The following is a 19,119-nucleotide window of genomic DNA, read 5'->3' on the forward strand; positions in this document are numbered from 1 at the left end:
GTGGATGCACTAAATTATCCTTTTTGGGGCAAATTAAATTATCCCTACAGAGGATGGAACTATTCATATAGTCCCGTTATGGGAATGGCTGTTGATAAATTAGGAACATCCCAATTTAATTCTCAAAAAGGCAACTGGAGCGGCGAGCGGATTTGAACCGATGAAGTTTATTCAGAAAAAGATTTAATAGCAGTTCCCTGTTATTTCCTCTACAAAGAAAAATCCGGCATATACTCAGCAAGCTGTCCCTTAATATAGCTCTTCCATTTATACGGCAGGGTTGCCAGATAGGCCAATGCCTTTTTTAATTCATCCGGTCTTTTATAAATCTCCCTTAATATTGCTATTGCCTGCAACATGTCCTTTTCTCTTTTATCTTTAGCCCTTCTATTCTTTGCGATCAATATCTTATGGTATGCAAGTACCCACGGGCTTGGTACAAGAAATTTATAACCCTCTTTTTCTACCTCAATCTGCTGGTCAAACAACATATTTAGATACCTTAAAGGTGTTGCACTAACCTTCAGAGGCTTAATGTAAACAGCCTTATATGTTCCCCTGCCGCTATAAGGCGCTAAAAACTCTATCTTAAAAATGCCGTTTGTAAAATAATTGGAACCATCAGGGTTAAATCCCAGAGAAAATCCTCGAGGCCTTAGAAGGGCTTCTATATCTATATCACTGCCCTTGTATGGCAGATTAAACAGAAAATCTATATCCTGTGTCTTAATCGTCGGCAGATTAAGCTTCAACTCCTCCTTCAGTATAGGAATACAGTATGAACCGATGAGAATGACCCGAATACCATTCAGGGCAAAAACCTTTATTATGTCATCTACTGTAACCCTTTGCGTATCAATTGCCTTTGCAATAACAGCTATCTCTTTAGCAATCTCCTTTATTTGTCCTTCAAGCAATTTTCTTCTGCTAATACTCTGAAGCAGTTCGGGGGGTATCTCAGTGCCTAAGGAAACGGACTTCACCTTTTTACCTTCTCTCCACTGATGATAGTAGTAGATCGTTTTCCCAATATTTTTGGCGGAGATGCTTCCCCTCGGCAGACTCTTGATTTCATCATCAATGTGGAAAAGTTCTCTTATGAAAAATAGATAATTTTCCTCTAAGGTTTTTTTAACCACACTCATAATTAACTACATATTAACTACATATTCTATTCAAGTCAAATTTGTAGTTAATGCAATTTTACTATGCCAACACCTTTTGTTATTATACGTTTTCCTAAACTAAGGGCTCTTTAATTTTATGACTCGGGTTCGTTTACTTTTCTTTTTAATCTTGATTTATCTGATCGGGATACCATGTCCGGCATTTTCTAATTCAAACCCATCTTTTGATCACATCTTTATCGTAGTTCTTGAAAACACTAATGCAGAAGATGCCTATTCACAACCATTTATGCGTATGATAGCAAATCAGGGTGCGTACCTTTCTAATTTTCATGGTGTCACCCATCCTTCTCAACCAAATTATCTTGCCCTGACATCCGGCAGTACATGGAATGTAAACAATGATATGATTACACTTGATACCGGTCATATTGGAGACCTGCTCGAGGCTAAGAAGAAGAGTTGGAAGGTTTATGTTGACAAATATCCCGGTAACTGTTTTCTGAACGAAAAGCGTGGCGCCTATGTACGCAAGCATGTCCCTTTCTTAAGTTATAAAAATATTCAACTTAATCCTGCCCGCTGTGCCAGGATTGTTAACTCAACTGAAATGCTTATAGATATTAAGGATGGTACCCTTCCAAACTTTAGTCTTTATATACCGGACAATAATAACAACGGGCACGATACCGGTGTTGCTTATGCCGACACATGGTTGAAAGAAACCTTTGAACATCTTCTTAAAGACAAACATTTTACCCGCGGCCTTCTCTTTATTGTAATTTTTGATGAAGGCGGTAAGCATAATGACGATAATCACGTTTATGCCATATTCTGGGGTGATTCGGTTTCACCAGGTTCTGTTTCAAATACCCGTTATGACCACTACAGCCTCCTCCGTACAGTTGAAGATAGTTTCAAATTGGGAACGTTGGGACGAAATGATAAGAAGGCCGGCCCGATTACCGGTATATGGCGTTAAATTAATCTGCCATTTGTCAATAAAGATTTTATCCATCTCTTGACACCCGTTATTTTTATCTGCTAACCTAAGGGCATGTCATGAAATAAGTTGTACATTTAGGCGCTCATATTTCGGTCAGGTTTGAGTGCGACCGATTGAGCAAGCCCGAAGGCGTAGTTGAAACTACGTTGAGGGGTTGCGATTGAGGAGCACACAAAGATGGCCGGAAGATGAGATGCATAAATGTATAGGTTATTTCATGACAGACCCTAAGCGTGCACTAACATGGAGAATACCTCTGCAGTTAATCCCACAATATAATTAAAAAATATGGAGGAAAATTGATAAAGAAACTCTGTATCCTGATAGCTTTATTTTTTGTCATAAATGCACCTGCTTACGGCATCGAGAGCAGGGAACACTATCTTTCGAATGGTCTTAAGATAGTTACTGTAGAAAATCATAAGTCCCCTGTTGTTACCTTTCAGGTATGGTATAAGATTGGTTCCCGTAATGAGGTAACAGGTAAGACAGGGCTTTCGCATCTTCTTGAACACATGATGTTTAAAGGGACTGCGAAAAACGGCAAGGGTGAGTTTTCAAGGATCGTATCAAAGAACGGCGGTACTGAAAATGCCTTTACCAGTCAGGATTACACTGCGTACTTTGAGAACTTTTCAAGCGACCGGCTTGACATCTCTCTTGATCTTGAATCCGACAGGATGGTAAATCTTACAATAGACCCTGCTGAATTTTCGCTTGAACGTGATGTTGTTAAAGAGGAACGAAGGATGCGTACAGACGATGACCCTACGTCTGCTCTTGTTGAGGAGTTGTATGCGGTTGCATTTAAGGTTCATCCATATCACGCACCTGTAATAGGGTGGATGACAGACCTGAATAATGTTACAAGGGATGACGCATGGAATCATTATAAAAAATATTATGCACCCAATAATGCAACTGTTGTTGTGGTAGGGGATTTTGATACAGAAGATGTAATTAAAAGAATTGATAAGTACTTCGGCAATATACCAAAAGGCACACCTCCTCAGGAAATGCTTGTTAAAGAACCGGAACAAATGGGGGAAAAGAGGTTTCTTTATAAGCGTGAGGCACAGCTTCCATACATTATATATGGATACCATGTCCCTAATTACAGTGACAGGGACCATTATGCACTTGATGTGCTGAGCAATATACTGTCATCAGGTAAAAGCTCAAGACTTTACAGGAGCGTAGTTTATGATAAGCAGATAGCACTTTCTGCAGGCGGCGGTTATACATCAATCCAGACCGACCCTGAGATATTTTATTTCTATGCCCAGCTCCGGCCGGGAAGGACAACGGATGAGGCAGAGGCTTCATTGCATGAAGAGATAGAAAAACTGAAAAAGGAACCTGTGACCCCTAAGGAACTTGAGAAGGCAAGGAATCAGGTGGAGGCGGGATTTATTATGGGACAGGACTCCGTGTTTTATCAGGCAATGTTGATAGGCAAGCTTGAGACCACAGGTGCAGGTGCTAAGTATTTAGATAAATATATTGATGAGATTAGAAATGTTAAGGCAGAAGACATTATGAGGGTGGCTCAGAAATATTTTATAGAAGATAACCGGACAGTGGGTGTTCTGGTGCCGCTGCCTGCTAAACAGTGATGAAAGGATATACATGCACAGAACTAAACAATATGCCGCATTAATCTACATATTTCTTGCTGTCTTTTTTGTTATTAGTACCTCCTCATTATGCTATTCCTCTCCCAAAATTACACCAAAGAGGGTGGTTTTAAAGAATGGTATTACACTGCTTGTTGTTGAGACTCATGCACTTCCAATGGTGAATGTGTCTTTGGCAATAAAAACCGGTGCAATACACGACCCGCAGGGTAAGGCTGGCGTTGCAAATCTTACAGGCATCCTGCTTGATGAGGGGACTAAGACAAGGACGACAAAACAGATTGCAGAGGAGATTGATTTTATAGGAGGCAGGCTTTCTACTTCAGGCGGCACGGATTACTCATCTGCATCTCTTGTAGTCCTGAAGAAGGATATAAATAAAGGGCTGGATCTTTTATCGGATGTACTGCTGAATCCAACCTTTCCTGAAGAGGAGGTGGAAAGGAAAAAAAAGGAGATACTGGCAGGGATAATCTCCGACAAGGATGACCCGGGTGTAATTGCATCAAAGGCCTTTTATAAGGCTGTGTTTAAAGACCACCCATACTCAATGCCTGTTGAAGGGGATGAAGATACAGTAAAAAACATCACACGGGAAGATGTTGTTACCTTTTACAATAAATACTACAAACCCAATAACACTATAATGGTTGTTGTTGGTGATGTTGATGTTAAGGAGATTCAGGGCCTTATTGAGAACTACTTTAAAGCTTGGGAAAAGTCCAAAATCAAGTTTCCTGATATTCCGCAGGTTGTAAAGTTAAAGAAAACGGAATCTATATTAATTGACAAAAATATCACACAGGCAAACATCATCCTTGGTCATACAGGAATATCCAGGGATAACCCTGATTTTTTTGCAGTCTACCTGATGAACTATATACTTGGGGGCGGTGGTTTTTCTTCAAGAATGACAAAGGAGATTAGGGATAACAGGGGGCTTGCTTACTCAGTTCACAGCGGATTTGATATTAATAAGTATCCCGGCGCCTTTGAGGTAGAGGTTCAGACAAAGAATGAGTCTGCAACAGAGGCTATAAATAACATACTAATTGAACTCAGGAAGATCAGAGAAGAGCAGGTAACAGATATTGAGATTGATGAGGCAAAGGCATACCTGACAGGTAGTTTCCCGCTCAAACTGGATACAAATGCCAAGATAGGTAGTTTCCTTGTTTTCATTGAATACTATAACCTCGGGCTTGATTATTTTGAAGAATACCCCAAAAAGATACAGGCAATTACAAAGGATGATATAATCAGGGCTGCTAAGAAATACATAGACCCGGAGAATTATGTACTTGTGGCAGTTGGGAATCAGAAAGAGACGGGGCTGAAGAAATAACAGAGACAACCCCACCCTCACCCTGACCCTCTCCCTGAGGGAGAGGTAGCAATGGTTATTCCCTCCCCTTCAAGGGGGGGGGTGGGGATGGGGTTTATTTTATGAATGAAGATAAAATGCAAGACAACTATCTTAAATTAAAAAGTATAATCGAGTCTATGGGTTCCCTCCTTGTAGCCTACTCAGGAGGAGTGGACAGCTCTTTACTGATAAAGGTTGCTTATGATTCCCTTGGAGAAAAGGCAATAGCGGTAACAGCTACCTCTCCAACATACCCGGATTATGAGATTGAAGAAGCAAGGTTATTGGCTTCTTCAATAGGGATAAGGCATATACTGATTGAATCAAATGAGCTTGATATTGCGGATTTTGCTAAGAATGACAGCAAACGGTGTTATCACTGCAAGAGGGAGTTGTTCGACAAACTGAAGTCAATAGCGGATGAACTTCATATTGAGCATATAGCCTGCGGTACTACAGTGGATGACCTGAAAGACTACCGCCCCGGCATGGAGGCGGCAAAGGAGCTTGGGGTTAGAAGTCCTCTGGTCGATGCCGGCCTTACAAAACAAATGGTCAGGGAAATCAGCAAAATGTTAGGGCTGGCAACGTGGGAAAAACCATCGTTTGCATGTCTTTCCTCAAGATTTCCTTATGGGACTGAGATTACAGAAGATAAGTTAAAACAGGTAGGAATGTGTGAAACCTTCCTCCGTCAGCTAGGCTTTAACCAATTCAGGGTTCGTTATCACGGAGAGATTGCACGGATTGAATTGGATGGAGAAGGGTTGGCGAGATTATTAAATGATATTACATTGCGCGCTGATATAACAAAGAGGTTTAAAGAATTCGGATTTTCTTACATTACCCTTGACCTTGAGGGTTACAGGACCGGCAGTATGAATGAGGTTCTTTTGAAGATTAACCCCATCCCCACCCTAACCCTCCCCTTGAAGGGGAGGGAATAAGGATCAAGTTTGGCTTAATCTGGCAAGCAGTTCGGAAGCTTCTTTTTTATATTCTGTTTCAGGATTTTTCTCAAGCAAGGTTTTCAGTATGTCAACTGCCCTGTCTGATTTTCCATTAGAACTGTATGCGATACTGAGGTAGTATGATGCTTTTTCGGTTACCTTTGTGTCTGAGTAGTCTTTCAGGATGATATTGAACCTTTCGATTGCTGCTGGATATGCTTCCTGTTTAAGATAGAAATTACCGATATAGAATTCACGTTCAGCAAGTTTTTCCTTGCATATCTTTGTTTTCTTAACTGCCTCATCTTTATATTCAGAAAGCGGATAATCTCTTACAAGAACTTCAAATGCTGCAAGGGCTTTCTCAAGAGGTTCTATATCCCTGTCTATTGTACGGAATCTGTTAAAGTATGAGAGTGCAATCCTGTATTGAACATAAGATGCTGATTTGTGTACCGGATGATATTCAAGAAACCGGCGGTATTCCTGCGCCGCCCCCGAGTAGTCTTCATCTTTAAACAATTTATCCCCCTTGTCTAACAGGACTTTTGCATCATAAAGTTCTTTGAGGGATTCTGTTTCACTTGAAAGGGTATCTGTCTTGGTAGTGCCTGCACAGCCGGTAAACACTACTGCCGAAGCTAAGCAGATTATTACAGATGATGTGATTATGTACTTTTTTAACATAAGCAGGTTACATTATAATCGGATTTCTGCTAAAATAGCAAGCACAAAATTACAACATGGTTAATACAAATATATACATAGCAGGTACCGGTTCTTATCTCCCTTCAACTATAATTACTAATCGGAATATTTCAGACTCAACTGGAGTAAGTTCCGAAGATATTGAGAAGATGACAGGAATCCAGGAACGCCGCATGGCAGGCCGTGATGAGGCCACATCTGATTTAGCTACAAAGGCGGCGGTTTCAGCCCTTGAGTCAGCAGGGATAAAGGCAGGGGATTTAGACTTTATTATCTTATCAACTACTTCACCGGATATGCCCTTTCCCGCAACTGCCTGTATAGTTCAGGAAAATATCGGTGCAAACAAAGCTGCGGCATTTGATATTAATGCCTCATGTTCAGGTTTTTTATATGCGTTAAATATTGCAGAGGTGTTCCTTAAAAATGGTGAGGGGAGTTGTGCCCTTGTTATTGCCGCTGAGATAAAATCAAGGTTTGTTAATCCTACAGACAGGGAGACAGCAATCTTATTTGGAGATGGCGCCGGGGCTGTGGTATTGAAGAGTGAACAGGTTATGAGCGATGCGCTATCTAAGGGGGATGAAAATAGTGAGCAGAAGCAAGAGGTAAGAAGTAAGAAGCAAGAAATAAGAAATACAACAGAAATTCCCCCTCCATTGACGGGAGGGAGACAGGGGGAGGGTGAGCTAAGGAGATTTTCGAGTGAATATGATATAAGCAAGAAGGGCATCTTAAAGACCCGGCTTTTTGCCCAAGGCAAAAACTGGGACTGGATTCACCTCCCTGCAGGCGGTTCAAGAATACCAATAACCGAAGCCACAGTTTTTCAGGGATTGCACTTTATGAAAATGGATGGGGGCAAGGTCTACAGGGCCGCAATAAGGACACTTGAGAAGGTAATAACTGACATTACAAAAGAATGTAATCTGAACATAAATGACATAGACCATTATATCTTCCATCAGGCCAACCTGAGGATTGTTAAGCAGGTTATGAAGCGGCTGGGCATTAACGAAGAAAAGGTTCCAATATCATTAGAATATTATGGTAACACCTCATCAGCCTCAATACCGATTACACTTGATCCGGCAGTAAGAAGCGGAAGGATTAAGGAAGGAAACCTAATCCTAATGGCCTCATTTGGCGGCGGGCTTACGTGGGGGGCGAGTATTCTGCGTTGGGAGAAAAGAAGGGAAGTAAGAGGTTAGAAACAAGAAGTAAGAAGAATTCTGAAATAATGCCCCTTCACATGGACACTCTCCCGTCAGGTGAGAGGGGGCCATGTTTATCCCCCCTCCCTTGACGGGAGGGGGTCAGGGGGAGGGTGAGCTATGGTAACTTCTATATGAAACTTATCGCTGATAACAAATGCTTTGTCTGCGGAAGGGAAAACCCGGCAGGTCTCAAAATCCCTTTTAAAGTAGACAGGGATAATAAGGCCATATCTTGCGAATTTACCCCAGGCCCGGAATATCAGGGGTTCAAGGGAATAACACACGGCGGTATTATTGCAACACTTTTAGATGAGGCAATGGTCAGGCTTGCCTTTGACCTTGGAATTTATGCAGTCACCGCTTCTATTGAAGTGCGTTACATCAACCCGCTCAACTCAGGAGAAAAGGTTCACGTATCAGCATCAATAACAAAAGAGGCAAGGAAATTACTTGAGGCAGAGGCAGAGGCCCATACACCGGATGGCAAATCTGTAGCAAGGGCAAAGGCAAAGTTAATAAGGGTTTAAGATTGTTTTTGGGGTAATTACGCTGAGTGGGTAAAGCGATGGTTTCCATGGATAAAGTTATAAAGCCAGTCTAATTTATCCACCCTTGCCCTGCCCCAGAAGTCGTTTTCTACAGCATTCCTTACCCCTGGCCACATCTCCACAAACTCATCCCGTGTTATGTAGCTAAAGAGTTTATTGGTCGGGAATATTGTGAAGAGTCTGATTAGTGCCCACCTGTGATCAGGGTGTGATTTATCATGAAGTGCAAGCATGAATTCTTCTTCTGAAATGTTTACATCCCATAGCAGTGCCTTCATAAACTCTCTCCAATCTGCCTGGTAATTCCTTGCAACGAAACATCCCTTAGCCATGCCGAAAGTGTTCGTGAATCAAGAGCTTTAATAAGCCTAACTCTGTCCAGTGATATTTCAGAAGTTTCTCCAAGTCTCTTATAAAAGCTCAACCAGTCAAGTCCTATATTATGTTCAGTAGTGTAATCTATCATTTCAAATATAGGTTTTACGCTATTCAAAAAATATAAATCTACAAGATCCTTAGGACGTTCGTTCAGGTGATACTTACCATAAGTGATGGAGTATAGCTTTCTGTAATATATAAGTTCGATAGCATCAACGATTACAGGGCTGTCTGTAAAATCTTTTCTCCCCGCAGGCTCCCACATTCCTGAGAATGGGTCCTCTAAGAAGTCCAGTTTTACTGCGACACCTGAGTACGATACCACAAATATAATATATTTAATCTGGCCTTCTCTATCTGCCCTCTCAATTTCTTCGCAAATGAAACCTCTGGTCCTGAGATTCAGGTTTATGATTCTATATATATACTCAAAATCAAGAACGAAGTTTTTGCAGAAGAAATCTAAGTCTTCTGATTCCCTATGATGGAGATAATATCTGGAAAGAGCCGTTCCGCCTGAGAGGACAAATGGAAATTCAGAAGCACCATAAAAGGCTTCAAGAATCATATCTTGTATTTGATACAAATTCATGTTTTTGATTATAACAGATTCGTTAAGGCATAGAAATACTCGTTAATAAATGTTTTCGTTGTCTATATATAGTATCAACTTTTATCCCTTCCCCATAAGATTGTATTTTTCTCTTTACTTTTGATTTTGTTTATGTTAAAAAGTTTCCATGCGTCTGCGAAAGCTTGAGATATTAGGATTCAAGACCTTCCCGGAAAAGACCACCCTTCATATACAACATGGAATAACCTGTATAGTCGGTCCCAATGGCTGCGGTAAGAGCAATATTGTGGATGCACTTCTATGGGTTATGGGGGAGCAGAGTACCAAGACCCTCAGAGGTGAAAAGATGGAGGATGTCATTTTCTTTGGAAGCGATAGTAGAAAATCTATCGGAATGTCCGAGGTGACCATCACTATAGGCGACCTGCACGGGGAGCTTACCTCACAGTATTCTGAATACTCTGAGATAGAGGTCACAAGAAGGCTCTTCCGTTCAGGTGAGAGTGAATACCTGATCAACAAAGTACCGTGCAGGCTGAAGGATATAAGGGATATTCTTATAGATGCAGGGGTAGGGTTCAAAGGGCATACAGTTATAGAGCAGGGCAGGGTTGAGAGAATTCTAACATCTACACCTGAAGACCGCCGGGCAATTATCGAAGACACTGCCGGCATCATGAAATATAAGTTCAGGAAGACAGAGGCCCTGAGAAAATTAGAGTCTACTCAGCATAATCTCCTAAGGGTCCGCGACATCGTATCAGAGGTAAAAAGACAGATAAATTCACTGGACAGGCAGGTGCGGAAGGCAAGGGAATATCAGGAACTTGCCGCAAAGATTAAAGAGCAGGAGCTTTTACTTACGGCTGTTAAATATACAGGGATGGATAATGATTTGAAGGCATTACTTCTTAAAGAAGAGGGCGTAAGGGAAGCAGAGATGAAAAATCTGTCGGAACTTGCAGGTATTGAGGCAGAATCAGAAGAGACAAAATCCCTATTACTCGGTGATGACAGGAAGTTGAACGAGTTACGGGGGACCCTTAACAATCTGGATAAAGAGATCAGTGAAAGCGAGAATAAGCTGATCGTGATTGAAAACCAGATAACCCATCAGCGGGAAGATGATAAACGATTACACAAAGAGATAACAGAGCTTAAGGAAGATATAATTACGCTAAAGGCGTCTCTTGAATCACTAAGCAGTGAAAAACTCGCGCTTGAAGAAATACTTTCAAAAGGGGAAACAGGGATTGCTGAGGCTGAAACAAAATATGGACAGGCAAGTCATGAATTTTCAAGCATTCAGGAGAGATTAGAGAGTGCCCGCTCCAGGGTGTTCGGCACTGTTGGAAAGGTTACTGAGGTAAAAAATAAACAGAATTATATTCAATCCAGGATTTTTGAGATCAATAGAAGAAAAGAGCGAATTACAAGTGAGAAGGAGGAAAACTCCAATACTATATCAGGAACCATTGAACGGATGATGTCTAAGGAAGAGTCTGAGAGGCACTTAAATGCCGGTCTTGCTGAAAAGTCAGACTCAAAATTACTATTATCTGAACAGCTTGCAGTAACAGAAAATTCAATATCAGGATTAACGGATAAACTTAACAGCAGGCGTGAATTACTCCACCGCAGTGAGGCAAGATTTCATTCCCTTGAAGAGATGGAGAAAAACCTTGTCGGCTATCAGGAAGGCGTAAGGACGATCCTACTGTCAAAGTCCAAAGAGGGTGCATCTTTTCAGGGTATTCAAGGTATTGTCGCTGATTTCTTTGATGTGAAGTTCAACCTCCCTCCCCTTCAAGGGGAGGGCTGGGGTGGGGATGGGGTTTTCCCTGATGAAAAAACCGCTGAGATGGTTATTGAATCCGTCCTCGGCGACCGTTTGCAAAATATCGTAGTTGAAGGCCATGAAAATACAGAAGCGGCTATTGCCTATTTAAAAACAAACTCTGCCGGAAGAACAACATTTATACCTTCAAAACCCCGCCCTAACCCTCTCCCCTTAGGGGAGAGGGTTAGGGTGAGGGGGAGCTCAGGTGAAAACGGCATTATTGGCCCTGCACTTGCCTTTGTGGATTATAAAGAAGAGTATAAGCCCCTTGTAGAACATCTACTTTCAGATGTAGTTGTTGTAGATAACCTGAAGAACGCCATTACCCTTTGGAATGAAGATAATAATTGTACCTTTGTAACGTTGGATGGCGAAATTGTGGAACCATCTGGACGTATAACAGGCGGTACATCAAATGGCAAGTCCCCGGGACTAATCCAGAAAAGAAAAGAACTTAAAACACTTCAAAATGAGGTCATCAAATTAAAGCGGGAGACCTCAGAGCTTGAAGGAGAGCTTGAAAATCTAAAGCAGGACAAGGGTAATTTCCAGCAGCAGATAGTTGAATTAAACGACCTGATACGCAAGGATGAGATAGCGATTGTAAATATTGAAAAAGACATCCATGTACTTAAAGATGACGAGAAGAAGGTACAACTACGGTTAGAGACACTGCTTATTGAAGAAAACGAGATTAACAGCGAGATTGTTTCTTTATCCACAGACTTAAATAAATATGAAACAGAGATTCAGGGGCTTGTAACTGAACAATCAGCAGGTGAGAAGGAGATACAGGAGCTTATAGAGATACAAAAGACAGCGAGGCTGCATTGGGAAGAGGCACAAAGGGAGATTACCTCAAGGAAGTTAGAGATTACAACAAGCAGAGAGAGACGGGATGCCATATCCCATCGTATTAAAGAGATTGAGGGGCGCATTGAGATTGCAGTGCGTTCTATTGATGAGAAGGGGTTATACCTGAATACGATAGGACAAAAGATAGATAGTTATAATTCTGAGAAGACTGAGATTGAGTCAGCGATAACAATCCTGTGGCAGAAAAAGGAGACACTTTCTAAAGAGATTGTAAGCATGGAAGATGAACGGGCACATAAAGAAGAGGGCCTGAATATTTCAGAAACAGGTATTAAGGAAAAAAGAAATATAATTGATGAATTAAAGCAGATATTAAACCAGTGTGAGGTACAAAAGACCGAGATACGCCTGCAAATGACCCATTTATGTGAAACAATATTCAATACCTATCAACTTGCCTTAGAAGAAGAGATTAAGAAATTATCAACTGAAGAAATTAATACTGAAGAGATGACAGGGGCGCTGACTGCTCTAAAAGAGCGGGTGAACAGGATGGGGCCGATTAATATGGCATCCATTGAAGAATATCAGGAATTAAACCAGAGATATGAATTTCTGACTACTCAGGAAGCAGACCTCACGCAGGCATGTGAAACCCTGCATGAGACTATTTCAAAGATAAATAAGACAACAAAAGAGATGTTCTTAACGACATTCAATATTATTAATGAAAAATTCCAAAACCTGTTTCAGATGTTTTTCCAGGGCGGCAGTTCAAGGCTTGTGCTTACAGATGAATCAAATGTACTGGACTCCGGTATTGAGATATTTGCCCAGCCTCCGGGTAAAAAGGTAAGCCAGTTAGCCCTGTTATCCGGAGGTGAAAAAGCCCTTACAGCCCTGTCACTTATATTTGCAACCTTCCTCGCCAGACCTACACCCTTCTGCGTGCTTGATGAAATTGATGCACCGCTTGATGAGGGAAATACCGAGCGTTTTATAAATACACTTCGAGACATGACCGCTTTTTCACAGTTCATTGTAATTACTCATAACAAACGGACAATGGAGGCCGGTGATACACTTTATGGTATTACAATGGAAGAACCCGGTGTCTCAAGGATTGTGTCTGTCAATCTTACAAGGAGAGAAGAAGAGACTCCAATGCTTGTTGCAGTCTGAAATCACGTATCATTATAAAGTTAAAGTCTTTTTTATCCCCGATAAAAGCATTCGGGGAGGAATCTGATAGTCCCCATTTTAAACAGGAGAGGGAAACAATCTGTGGTCTTGCATGTCTGCGGATGGTAGCGGCCTTTCACTTCCACATCTTTTCATCTAAAATTTCAAAATCAGCGATTCTCTTTTGGAATTCTGCGAAATCCTTTTCACTCCATGTTCCTGCAAGATGGTCAAGGTCGTTATGAATAATGTTCCTTCTTTTTTTTTGAAGTCCAAGGGACTCCCTCAGGGTCTTCAGCAGAACAGCATTGACACTGATACCCTCCTTTTTAGCCCGTTCTTTTAATATCCTTGCTGTTGTTTCATCTATTCCACGAATCGTTATTGTACTCATCACTCCTCCTTATCAAAGAGCTTTACTCTTAAGAATAAGACCATCAATATGGTTGAAATGTTCATCAAGGGTTAAAAGGGATAGCCCGTGCCTCAATGCGGATGCCGCTATCCACATATCATTAGAAGGGATTGGTTTACCCTTTTTCTTTAAATCCCGGTAGACTTTTGCATAAAATTCTGCTGTTTCTTCATCTACCGGAAGCAAGTGAACACGGGGGGAATCCATGAATTCGTTAAGTTCCTCAATATTCTTTTCTTCCTTACTTCCACCCTTAAACCCTCCCAATAGCTCACCAAGCACAACCACACTTAACCCTATATACTCGACCGACCTGATGACCCCTGTGACCATAGAGTCATCTTTCTTGAAAGCGCCATACGCATTTGTATCTAAAAGAATCTTTTTCATAGTTTGTATCGGTATTATGATAGCATTTTGAACTCAAATTATGCAATCACTTTCCCCTTTTCTATTTTAACCACAACAGTACACTTCGTTGGGCACATGATTTTTCAGGGAAGTTGTTTATTATTCGGCAAAATTCCTTACTTTTAGGATCATAAATTATTGCATTGATGATGAATTCGTCATTTTCGACTTTGGCTTCAAGATAGAAATAAGTAATACCCTTTGCACCAATCTCTATGTAGTTAGTAAAGTTTGATGCAACCATAAATGCCTTCTGTCCGGGTTGCACAAATATATAATTACCTCTCATTAGGACCTCAAATGAAACGCAAATCGGGCGGTGGAAGGAATAAAGAGAACCGTCCCTGTAAGATCCATGATAAGATGTTAGGCAATCTTTCTTTTTCGCTCCGGTATATGGATGATTCCAAGTAACCCATCAATGGAAATATCTTCATCCAATAAAGGCCAATGTATTCCGTATCCCGATGGTGATACTTCAAACGTATTTCTTTCCTTCTCTGATGCACTTTCAAGTACCGGTGATATTTGTTTTAATTCAAACTTACTTTCTTTTCCATCAATTCTCAGAATAAATAAATTCCCCTCAAATCTTAGATTACTGATCTCATGACATTTCTTCATTTTTTACGTCTCCTCTGAAATTCATCCCATTGCTGCTCAATATATTCAAAATGTTCATATATTATTTTCTTAATCTGTCTTTTATCTTTTTGTGACATATTATATGCAAAAGTCTCTTCAACTGCATAATTTTCTATATCAAGCCAATATTTACATTCCATCTCTCCATTTCGACAATGCACATGAATCGGCTCATCGCCTTCATTAGCATAGAAAAACAATCTCCACCCCATTATCATAAGTATAGTCGGCATTTCTTTATTTCTCTCTTTTCACAATCTACCGGTATTCTATTATTTTATGTCAGAATATCAACATGATGTTTGCATGTCAATAATAATACCGCTTCTTCAGGGAATCTCGCATCCCCCTTTAGAAAAGGGGGGCGAGGGGGGATTTGAAGCATAGCTATTCGAATTAGAGGCATCCATTTATTATATTGATGAAAAGAGAAACTGACAATTCAAGACCCGACCCCCATTCGACCCCCATTTTTATTTTTCCTGTTGTCATTCCCGCAGTGTTTAATCCCCGATAAAAGTATTCGGGGAGGAATCTGATTATAAAATGAACTAATACACATTAAAAGAGATTGCGGATCTTTTGGGAGTTCACTATAATACAGTAAAGCATTAACTGAAAGGAGGATGTAATGTCAATCACTATACCATTGGGAAAAATGACAATTGAAGAGAAGATTCAGGCAATGGAATCAATTTGGGATGATTTGTGTAAAAATGCAGATAGTGTTCCATCCCCAACATGGCATAAAGATGTATTGGATGAGAGAGCTGAAGGGATAAATCGTGGAGATCTTAAATTTGTAGATTGGGATACAGCCAAGAAGAATATAAGAAAAGAAATTTAATGAAAATCAAAATACTTTCGTCAGCATGCCAGGATTTGATTGATGGTTACTGGTTTTATGAAAAGCAGTCCGAGGGAGTAGGTGCGTATTTCATAGATACGCTTTTCTCAGATATTGATTCCCTGATTGTCAATTCTGGTATTCATCCTAAACATTTTGAGAAATACCATCGCTTACTATCAAAACGATTTCCGTTCGCTGTTTATTACAGTGTTGAGGATCAAACTGCACTTGTATATGCTGTGATTGACTGTCGCAGGAGCCCAGCGTGGATAAAAAAGAAATTTGGATAAAGCATCTGAATTGTGCGTTGAAGTCCAGTTAATCTTTAGATGAATTGAATGGAGTAAAAAGTGACAATTCAAGACCTCAAGACCCCCATTTCATTTCCGTAATACCTGAGTTCAGTATGGCCGTTGGTCTGAGTAACATTGACAATAATTGGGAATTAAGTGCGGTGTCCCCGGAATTCAAGCCATTCTATTCCTCCTGCTGTCATTCCCGCAGTTTTTAAGCGGGAATCTTATTACTAAAATAATTAATAGTTTCGGAAACAAATAAAGAGAACCGTCCCCTTTAAGTTCTCCCTACCCCTTGTAAATCAGAAGGATAGTGTAAGGATAGTGTGGTCCGACCCCTTCTATTTTTGATTCCATAACCTGAAGTCAGGGATATTAAGACCAAACACTTATGACCCTGTGCTTAACAGGGCTTATGCCGAATGCGGCAAACACTATGGACTTATAATAGACCCGGCAAAGGCATATATGGCTGCACATAAGGGGAAGGTGGAGAGAAGAGTGCCTGTGGTAAGGGAGCAGTTCCTGTCATCCTATGAATCAAAAGACATAGCAGATGCAAACAGGCAGGTAAAAGAATGGTGTGCCTCCGGTTACGGTATGCAGATTCACGGGACTATAAAGAGGAGACCCTATGAGGTGTTTAAGGAAGAAGAACAAATGCACCTGCTTAATATTCCTGATGAGAAGTTTTATATACCCCTGTGGAAGGAGGCAAAGGTTCACAGGGATCATCACATAGTGTTTGATAATAGTTACTACTCCATGCCCACCAGATTCGTCGGTAAAAAGGTGTGGTGCCGGGGCGGGTTTGATACGGTACAGATATTCTATGATGAGGAGTTAGTAAAGACCCATCAGAGGTCATACAGGGCAGGGACATTTAAAACGGATGAAGGGGATTATCCTCCTGAGAAGTCTAAGTATCTGCTGAGGACACTTTCTTTTTATCAGAGAGAGGCAGCAATACATGGGGAGCATGTATGCCAGTTAGTTACTAAGATTATGGAAGAACATGCATACCGTAACCTGCGTAAGGTGCAGGGCATCTTCAGGCTGGCAGGTAAATATGGCACTGAGGCAATAGACCTTACCTGTAAGAGATGTCTTTTCTATGATGACTACAGGATGACTACTATAAAAAGGATACTGGATAAGCAGATGTATAATCTTCCTCTTCCTGAGGAGATTGCAGGGCCGGTAAATGTTAATGCAGGGGATGGAACATCGTTTGTCCGTCCTGCTGAGTATTTTATGCACGGGGAGATACAATGAATATAACAGGACAGATAGATAATAAGTTACGGCTGTTACGTTTAACAGGAATGCTTGAGACCCTGCCGGTAAGGCAGAAGCAGGCAGAGGATGGGAACAGCGGCTATATGGATTTCCTCATGAGTTTACTTGAGGATGAGTGTGAGAGGAGGCAATCCGGCAGGCTTATAAAAAGGCTCAAGGCGGCAGGGTTTGAAGATGAGAAGACCCTTGAGGGGTTTGACTTCTCTTTTAATCCTGAGGTTCCGGTAAAGAGGATAAAACAACTGGCAAACTGTGCTTATATTGACAGCAGGGAGAATATATTTTTACTTGGGCCTGTGGGTGTGGGTAAAACCCATATTGCTCAGGCCCTTGGGCATATAGCGTGCAGGATGGGATATGATGTTTTATTTACCAAGGCAGTAAAGATGTTTAGCTACATAAACGGAGGCAGGGCGGATAATAGCTGGGAGGCCAGGGTCAAAAGATATGCCTCCGTACAGCTACTCATCATAGATGACTTTGGGCTTAAGCCGTTAACCGGTACACAGGCAGATGACTTCTACGAAATAATAAGTGAGCGGTATATGAAGAAATCTACCATCTTTACAAGTAACAGAGAGATAACAGAGTGGCAGGGTTTATTCCAAGACCCCATTATTGCAAACTCCGTGATGGATCGGATGGCTCATAACTCTCATCAGATTACAATGACCGGAGAGTCATATAGAAATAAGGGTAAGATACCATTAAAAAATAAACACGATAGAAAAGATGGTAAAGATAGTGTTGAGTAGAACATAGCAGAAGTTAAATCAAACAGAAAGGGGGTGGTTATCAAACAAGAAATAAAAGTAATAGACATAATCACCGGAAGAGTTTTATAATTTAACCCAGAAAAAGTGGGGAATAAAACTGAAACTGGGGTGGGGAATAAAGTTGGGATAGAAAATAAATCTGTCCCCATTAGGTCGCCATTAGGTCGTTAATGTTCCCATTCATGTTCTTTAATGGGTGACACCTTAGCTATCTTCGATTATATTTTTTTTGGCCTTGGGGCAGGTGAGCCGTATAACATACCTTCAACACTAATGTCTTCATCAACGTCAGGCCAATGTATTCCCTGACCATCTCCGATGATTTCATAATTAAGCCGCTGCTCTGGTGTTGCCTCAGAGAGCCGCCATGACCAGGCAAGCGGCACACTAATTGTACGTCCATCAATCAGATGTGCCGTTATGATGTCGTCCGTAACAGTCGCATCTTTAATTTTAATTTCCTGAAGATTAACCGCAATGCTCATCCCATGCCTCCATTATGCAATCTATGTTTTTATAAATAATTTCTCTAATAACATTTAACTCCCTAGGTGAAAAACCGTGATTTCTACATAATGCAATAGGTTCTAACCAAAATTTACAAACCATATTTTCTTTTTGAACATGAATATGCTTTGGTTCATTGCAATCAAAACTATAGAAGAAAAACCTGTATGGACCTTCCATATTTTTAATTGTTGGCATGTCAATTATTATCGTTGAATTACAGGTAGTTTGTCAAAATATTTTTTGTTTTTGTTTATAGCATAAAAAAATCCTGAATCTTCCCTGCACGTAAAATATATCCGGCACTATTATTCACTTTTCTTTGGGTTTGTGGAGACTATTAAGAGGACAAGAAGCATCCCTGCACCCATAATCGGAATAAATACAGATAACGGCCTCAGAATACTTGATGGAAATCATAGACTTTCTGCCGTAAGCGGTTAAATAACCCCATCTTCACAAGTTGAGGGGAAGATGGCATGATGGTATCCAACAATGAAAGGAGAGCCGTCATGTCAAATTATTTTGAAGAGTGTAGTGAAGTAGGGGATAGTGATAAGGGCAAGTTCTG

General features: G+C 40.8%; 22 protein-coding genes. 11 read left to right on the forward strand and 11 right to left on the reverse strand.

Features of this window, described 5'->3' with window-relative positions; all coding sequences use genetic code 11:
* Positions 1-209 precede the first annotated feature (209 nt).
* Positions 210-1,145: a hypothetical protein gene (locus tag HZA08_10765; protein MBI5193906.1), complete on the reverse strand. Its 936-nt coding sequence runs from the start codon at positions 1,143-1,145 to the stop codon at positions 210-212.
* 118 nt (positions 1,146-1,263) lie between these two features.
* On the opposite strand from HZA08_10765, the gene HZA08_10770 reads away from it, so the two are divergent.
* The 4 genes from HZA08_10770 to larE all read left to right on the forward strand — a co-directional run bounded on the left by HZA08_10770 (position 1,264) and on the right by larE (position 6,083).
* Positions 1,264-2,109, forward strand: coding sequence for a hypothetical protein (locus tag HZA08_10770; GenBank protein MBI5193907.1), 846 nt, complete (start codon positions 1,264-1,266; stop codon positions 2,107-2,109).
* Positions 2,110-2,432: 323 nt separating this feature from the next.
* Positions 2,433-3,749, forward strand: coding sequence for an insulinase family protein (locus HZA08_10775; GenBank protein ID MBI5193908.1), 1,317 nt, complete (start codon positions 2,433-2,435; stop codon positions 3,747-3,749).
* 13 nt (positions 3,750-3,762) lie between these two features.
* Positions 3,763-5,115 (forward strand): insulinase family protein, encoded by a 1,353-nt coding sequence (locus HZA08_10780; protein ID MBI5193909.1) that lies wholly within the window; start codon positions 3,763-3,765, stop codon positions 5,113-5,115.
* Between the two features lie 116 nt (positions 5,116-5,231).
* The gene (larE, locus tag HZA08_10785; GenBank protein MBI5193910.1) at positions 5,232-6,083 is read left to right on the forward strand and encodes an ATP-dependent sacrificial sulfur transferase LarE; all 852 of its coding nucleotides are present in this window, start codon (positions 5,232-5,234) and stop codon (positions 6,081-6,083) included.
* 3 nt (positions 6,084-6,086) lie between these two features.
* Here larE and bamD read toward each other — a convergent pair whose 3' ends face one another.
* Positions 6,087-6,773, reverse strand: a complete 687-nt coding sequence (gene bamD / locus HZA08_10790) for an outer membrane protein assembly factor BamD (protein ID MBI5193911.1) — start codon at positions 6,771-6,773, stop codon at positions 6,087-6,089.
* A gap of 56 nt (positions 6,774-6,829) precedes the next feature.
* On the opposite strand from bamD, the gene HZA08_10795 reads away from it, so the two are divergent.
* Together HZA08_10795 and HZA08_10800 are read left to right on the forward strand one after the other, a co-directional pair.
* Positions 6,830-8,005 carry a ketoacyl-ACP synthase III gene (locus tag HZA08_10795; GenBank protein MBI5193912.1) on the forward strand — a complete coding sequence of 392 codons (1,176 nt, stop codon included), beginning with the start codon at positions 6,830-6,832 and terminating at the stop codon, positions 8,003-8,005.
* A 116-nt stretch (positions 8,006-8,121) separates the two neighbouring features.
* Complete coding sequence (locus tag HZA08_10800; GenBank protein MBI5193913.1) at positions 8,122-8,538, forward strand: PaaI family thioesterase; 417 nt, start codon at positions 8,122-8,124, stop codon at positions 8,536-8,538.
* A gap of 17 nt (positions 8,539-8,555) precedes the next feature.
* Here the strand turns inward: HZA08_10800 and HZA08_10805 are convergent, their stop codons facing one another.
* Positions 8,556-8,837 (reverse strand): hypothetical protein, encoded by a 282-nt coding sequence (locus tag HZA08_10805; protein MBI5193914.1) that lies wholly within the window; start codon positions 8,835-8,837, stop codon positions 8,556-8,558.
* Positions 8,834-9,505 carry a nucleotidyl transferase AbiEii/AbiGii toxin family protein gene (locus HZA08_10810; protein MBI5193915.1) on the reverse strand — a complete coding sequence of 224 codons (672 nt, stop codon included), beginning with the start codon at positions 9,503-9,505 and terminating at the stop codon, positions 8,834-8,836. The genes HZA08_10805 and HZA08_10810 overlap by 4 nt, the downstream gene beginning before the upstream one ends.
* 172 nt (positions 9,506-9,677) lie before the next feature.
* On the opposite strand from HZA08_10810, the gene smc reads away from it, so the two are divergent.
* Positions 9,678-13,349: a chromosome segregation protein SMC gene (smc, locus tag HZA08_10815; GenBank protein ID MBI5193916.1), complete on the forward strand. Its 3,672-nt coding sequence runs from the start codon at positions 9,678-9,680 to the stop codon at positions 13,347-13,349.
* 136 nt (positions 13,350-13,485) lie between these two features.
* Here the strand turns inward: smc and HZA08_10820 are convergent, their stop codons facing one another.
* The 5 genes from HZA08_10820 to HZA08_10840 form a co-directional block, all read right to left on the reverse strand.
* A complete protein-coding gene (locus HZA08_10820; GenBank protein ID MBI5193917.1) occupies positions 13,486-13,743 on the reverse strand; it encodes an antitoxin in 258 nt (85 codons plus the stop codon).
* 12 nt (positions 13,744-13,755) lie between these two features.
* Positions 13,756-14,154, reverse strand: coding sequence for a type II toxin-antitoxin system VapC family toxin (locus tag HZA08_10825; GenBank protein MBI5193918.1), 399 nt, complete (start codon positions 14,152-14,154; stop codon positions 13,756-13,758).
* A 61-nt stretch (positions 14,155-14,215) separates the two neighbouring features.
* Positions 14,216-14,464: a hypothetical protein gene (locus HZA08_10830; protein ID MBI5193919.1), complete on the reverse strand. Its 249-nt coding sequence runs from the start codon at positions 14,462-14,464 to the stop codon at positions 14,216-14,218.
* A 77-nt stretch (positions 14,465-14,541) separates the two neighbouring features.
* A complete protein-coding gene (locus tag HZA08_10835) occupies positions 14,542-14,799 on the reverse strand; it encodes a DUF2442 domain-containing protein (protein MBI5193920.1) in 258 nt (85 codons plus the stop codon).
* The gene (locus HZA08_10840) at positions 14,796-15,053 is read right to left on the reverse strand and encodes a DUF4160 domain-containing protein (protein ID MBI5193921.1); all 258 of its coding nucleotides are present in this window, start codon (positions 15,051-15,053) and stop codon (positions 14,796-14,798) included. The genes HZA08_10835 and HZA08_10840 overlap by 4 nt, the downstream gene beginning before the upstream one ends.
* Before the next feature lie 398 nt (positions 15,054-15,451).
* Between HZA08_10840 and HZA08_10845 the strand changes: the two genes are divergently transcribed.
* From HZA08_10845 to HZA08_10860, 4 genes are all read left to right on the forward strand, one after another.
* A complete protein-coding gene (locus HZA08_10845) occupies positions 15,452-15,667 on the forward strand; it encodes an addiction module protein (GenBank protein ID MBI5193922.1) in 216 nt (71 codons plus the stop codon).
* The gene (locus HZA08_10850) at positions 15,667-15,960 is read left to right on the forward strand and encodes a type II toxin-antitoxin system RelE/ParE family toxin (protein MBI5193923.1); all 294 of its coding nucleotides are present in this window, start codon (positions 15,667-15,669) and stop codon (positions 15,958-15,960) included. Before HZA08_10845 ends, HZA08_10850 begins: the two co-directional genes overlap by 1 nt.
* Before the next feature lie 405 nt (positions 15,961-16,365).
* On the forward strand, positions 16,366-17,241 hold the full coding sequence (locus HZA08_10855; GenBank protein MBI5193924.1) for a transposase: 876 nt from the start codon (positions 16,366-16,368) through the stop codon (positions 17,239-17,241).
* Positions 17,238-18,020, forward strand: a complete 783-nt coding sequence (locus HZA08_10860; protein ID MBI5193925.1) for an ATP-binding protein — start codon at positions 17,238-17,240, stop codon at positions 18,018-18,020. Before HZA08_10855 ends, HZA08_10860 begins: the two co-directional genes overlap by 4 nt.
* 239 nt (positions 18,021-18,259) lie before the next feature.
* Here HZA08_10860 and HZA08_10865 read toward each other — a convergent pair whose 3' ends face one another.
* Positions 18,260-18,526 carry a DUF2442 domain-containing protein gene (locus tag HZA08_10865; GenBank protein ID MBI5193926.1) on the reverse strand — a complete coding sequence of 89 codons (267 nt, stop codon included), beginning with the start codon at positions 18,524-18,526 and terminating at the stop codon, positions 18,260-18,262.
* Entirely contained in the window at positions 18,510-18,746 is a 237-nt protein-coding gene (locus HZA08_10870) for a DUF4160 domain-containing protein (protein MBI5193927.1), read from the reverse strand. The genes HZA08_10865 and HZA08_10870 overlap by 17 nt, the downstream gene beginning before the upstream one ends.
* Between the last annotated feature and the right edge of the window lie 373 nt (positions 18,747-19,119).

The organism is Nitrospirota bacterium (assembly GCA_016212215.1).
Lineage (GTDB): Bacteria > Nitrospirota > 9FT-COMBO-42-15 > HDB-SIOI813 > HDB-SIOI813 > JACRGV01.

What these genes read in the sequence shown, in the direction of transcription:
- HZA08_10765 (MBI5193906.1), bottom strand. Translation starts at nt 1,145, where the DNA reads ATGAGTGTGGTTAAAAAAACCTTAGAGGAAAATTATCTATTTTTCATA.
- HZA08_10770 (MBI5193907.1), top strand. Translation starts at nt 1,264, where the DNA reads ATGACTCGGGTTCGTTTACTTTTCTTTTTAATCTTGATTTATCTGATC.
- HZA08_10780 (MBI5193909.1), top strand. Translation starts at nt 3,763, where the DNA reads ATGCACAGAACTAAACAATATGCCGCATTAATCTACATATTTCTTGCT.
- larE (MBI5193910.1), top strand. Translation starts at nt 5,232, where the DNA reads ATGCAAGACAACTATCTTAAATTAAAAAGTATAATCGAGTCTATGGGT.
- bamD (MBI5193911.1), bottom strand. Translation starts at nt 6,773, where the DNA reads ATGTTAAAAAAGTACATAATCACATCATCTGTAATAATCTGCTTAGCT.
- HZA08_10795 (MBI5193912.1), top strand. Translation starts at nt 6,830, where the DNA reads ATGGTTAATACAAATATATACATAGCAGGTACCGGTTCTTATCTCCCT.
- HZA08_10805 (MBI5193914.1), bottom strand. Translation starts at nt 8,837, where the DNA reads ATGAAGGCACTGCTATGGGATGTAAACATTTCAGAAGAAGAATTCATG.
- HZA08_10810 (MBI5193915.1), bottom strand. Translation starts at nt 9,505, where the DNA reads ATGATTCTTGAAGCCTTTTATGGTGCTTCTGAATTTCCATTTGTCCTC.
- smc (MBI5193916.1), top strand. Translation starts at nt 9,678, where the DNA reads ATGCGTCTGCGAAAGCTTGAGATATTAGGATTCAAGACCTTCCCGGAA.
- HZA08_10820 (MBI5193917.1), bottom strand. Translation starts at nt 13,743, where the DNA reads ATGAGTACAATAACGATTCGTGGAATAGATGAAACAACAGCAAGGATA.
- HZA08_10825 (MBI5193918.1), bottom strand. Translation starts at nt 14,154, where the DNA reads ATGAAAAAGATTCTTTTAGATACAAATGCGTATGGCGCTTTCAAGAAA.
- HZA08_10830 (MBI5193919.1), bottom strand. Translation starts at nt 14,464, where the DNA reads ATGAGAGGTAATTATATATTTGTGCAACCCGGACAGAAGGCATTTATG.
- HZA08_10835 (MBI5193920.1), bottom strand. Translation starts at nt 14,799, where the DNA reads ATGAAGAAATGTCATGAGATCAGTAATCTAAGATTTGAGGGGAATTTA.
- HZA08_10840 (MBI5193921.1), bottom strand. Translation starts at nt 15,053, where the DNA reads ATGCCGACTATACTTATGATAATGGGGTGGAGATTGTTTTTCTATGCT.
- HZA08_10845 (MBI5193922.1), top strand. Translation starts at nt 15,452, where the DNA reads ATGTCAATCACTATACCATTGGGAAAAATGACAATTGAAGAGAAGATT.
- HZA08_10850 (MBI5193923.1), top strand. Translation starts at nt 15,667, where the DNA reads ATGAAAATCAAAATACTTTCGTCAGCATGCCAGGATTTGATTGATGGT.
- HZA08_10860 (MBI5193925.1), top strand. Translation starts at nt 17,238, where the DNA reads ATGAATATAACAGGACAGATAGATAATAAGTTACGGCTGTTACGTTTA.
- HZA08_10865 (MBI5193926.1), bottom strand. Translation starts at nt 18,526, where the DNA reads ATGAGCATTGCGGTTAATCTTCAGGAAATTAAAATTAAAGATGCGACT.
- HZA08_10870 (MBI5193927.1), bottom strand. Translation starts at nt 18,746, where the DNA reads ATGCCAACAATTAAAAATATGGAAGGTCCATACAGGTTTTTCTTCTAT.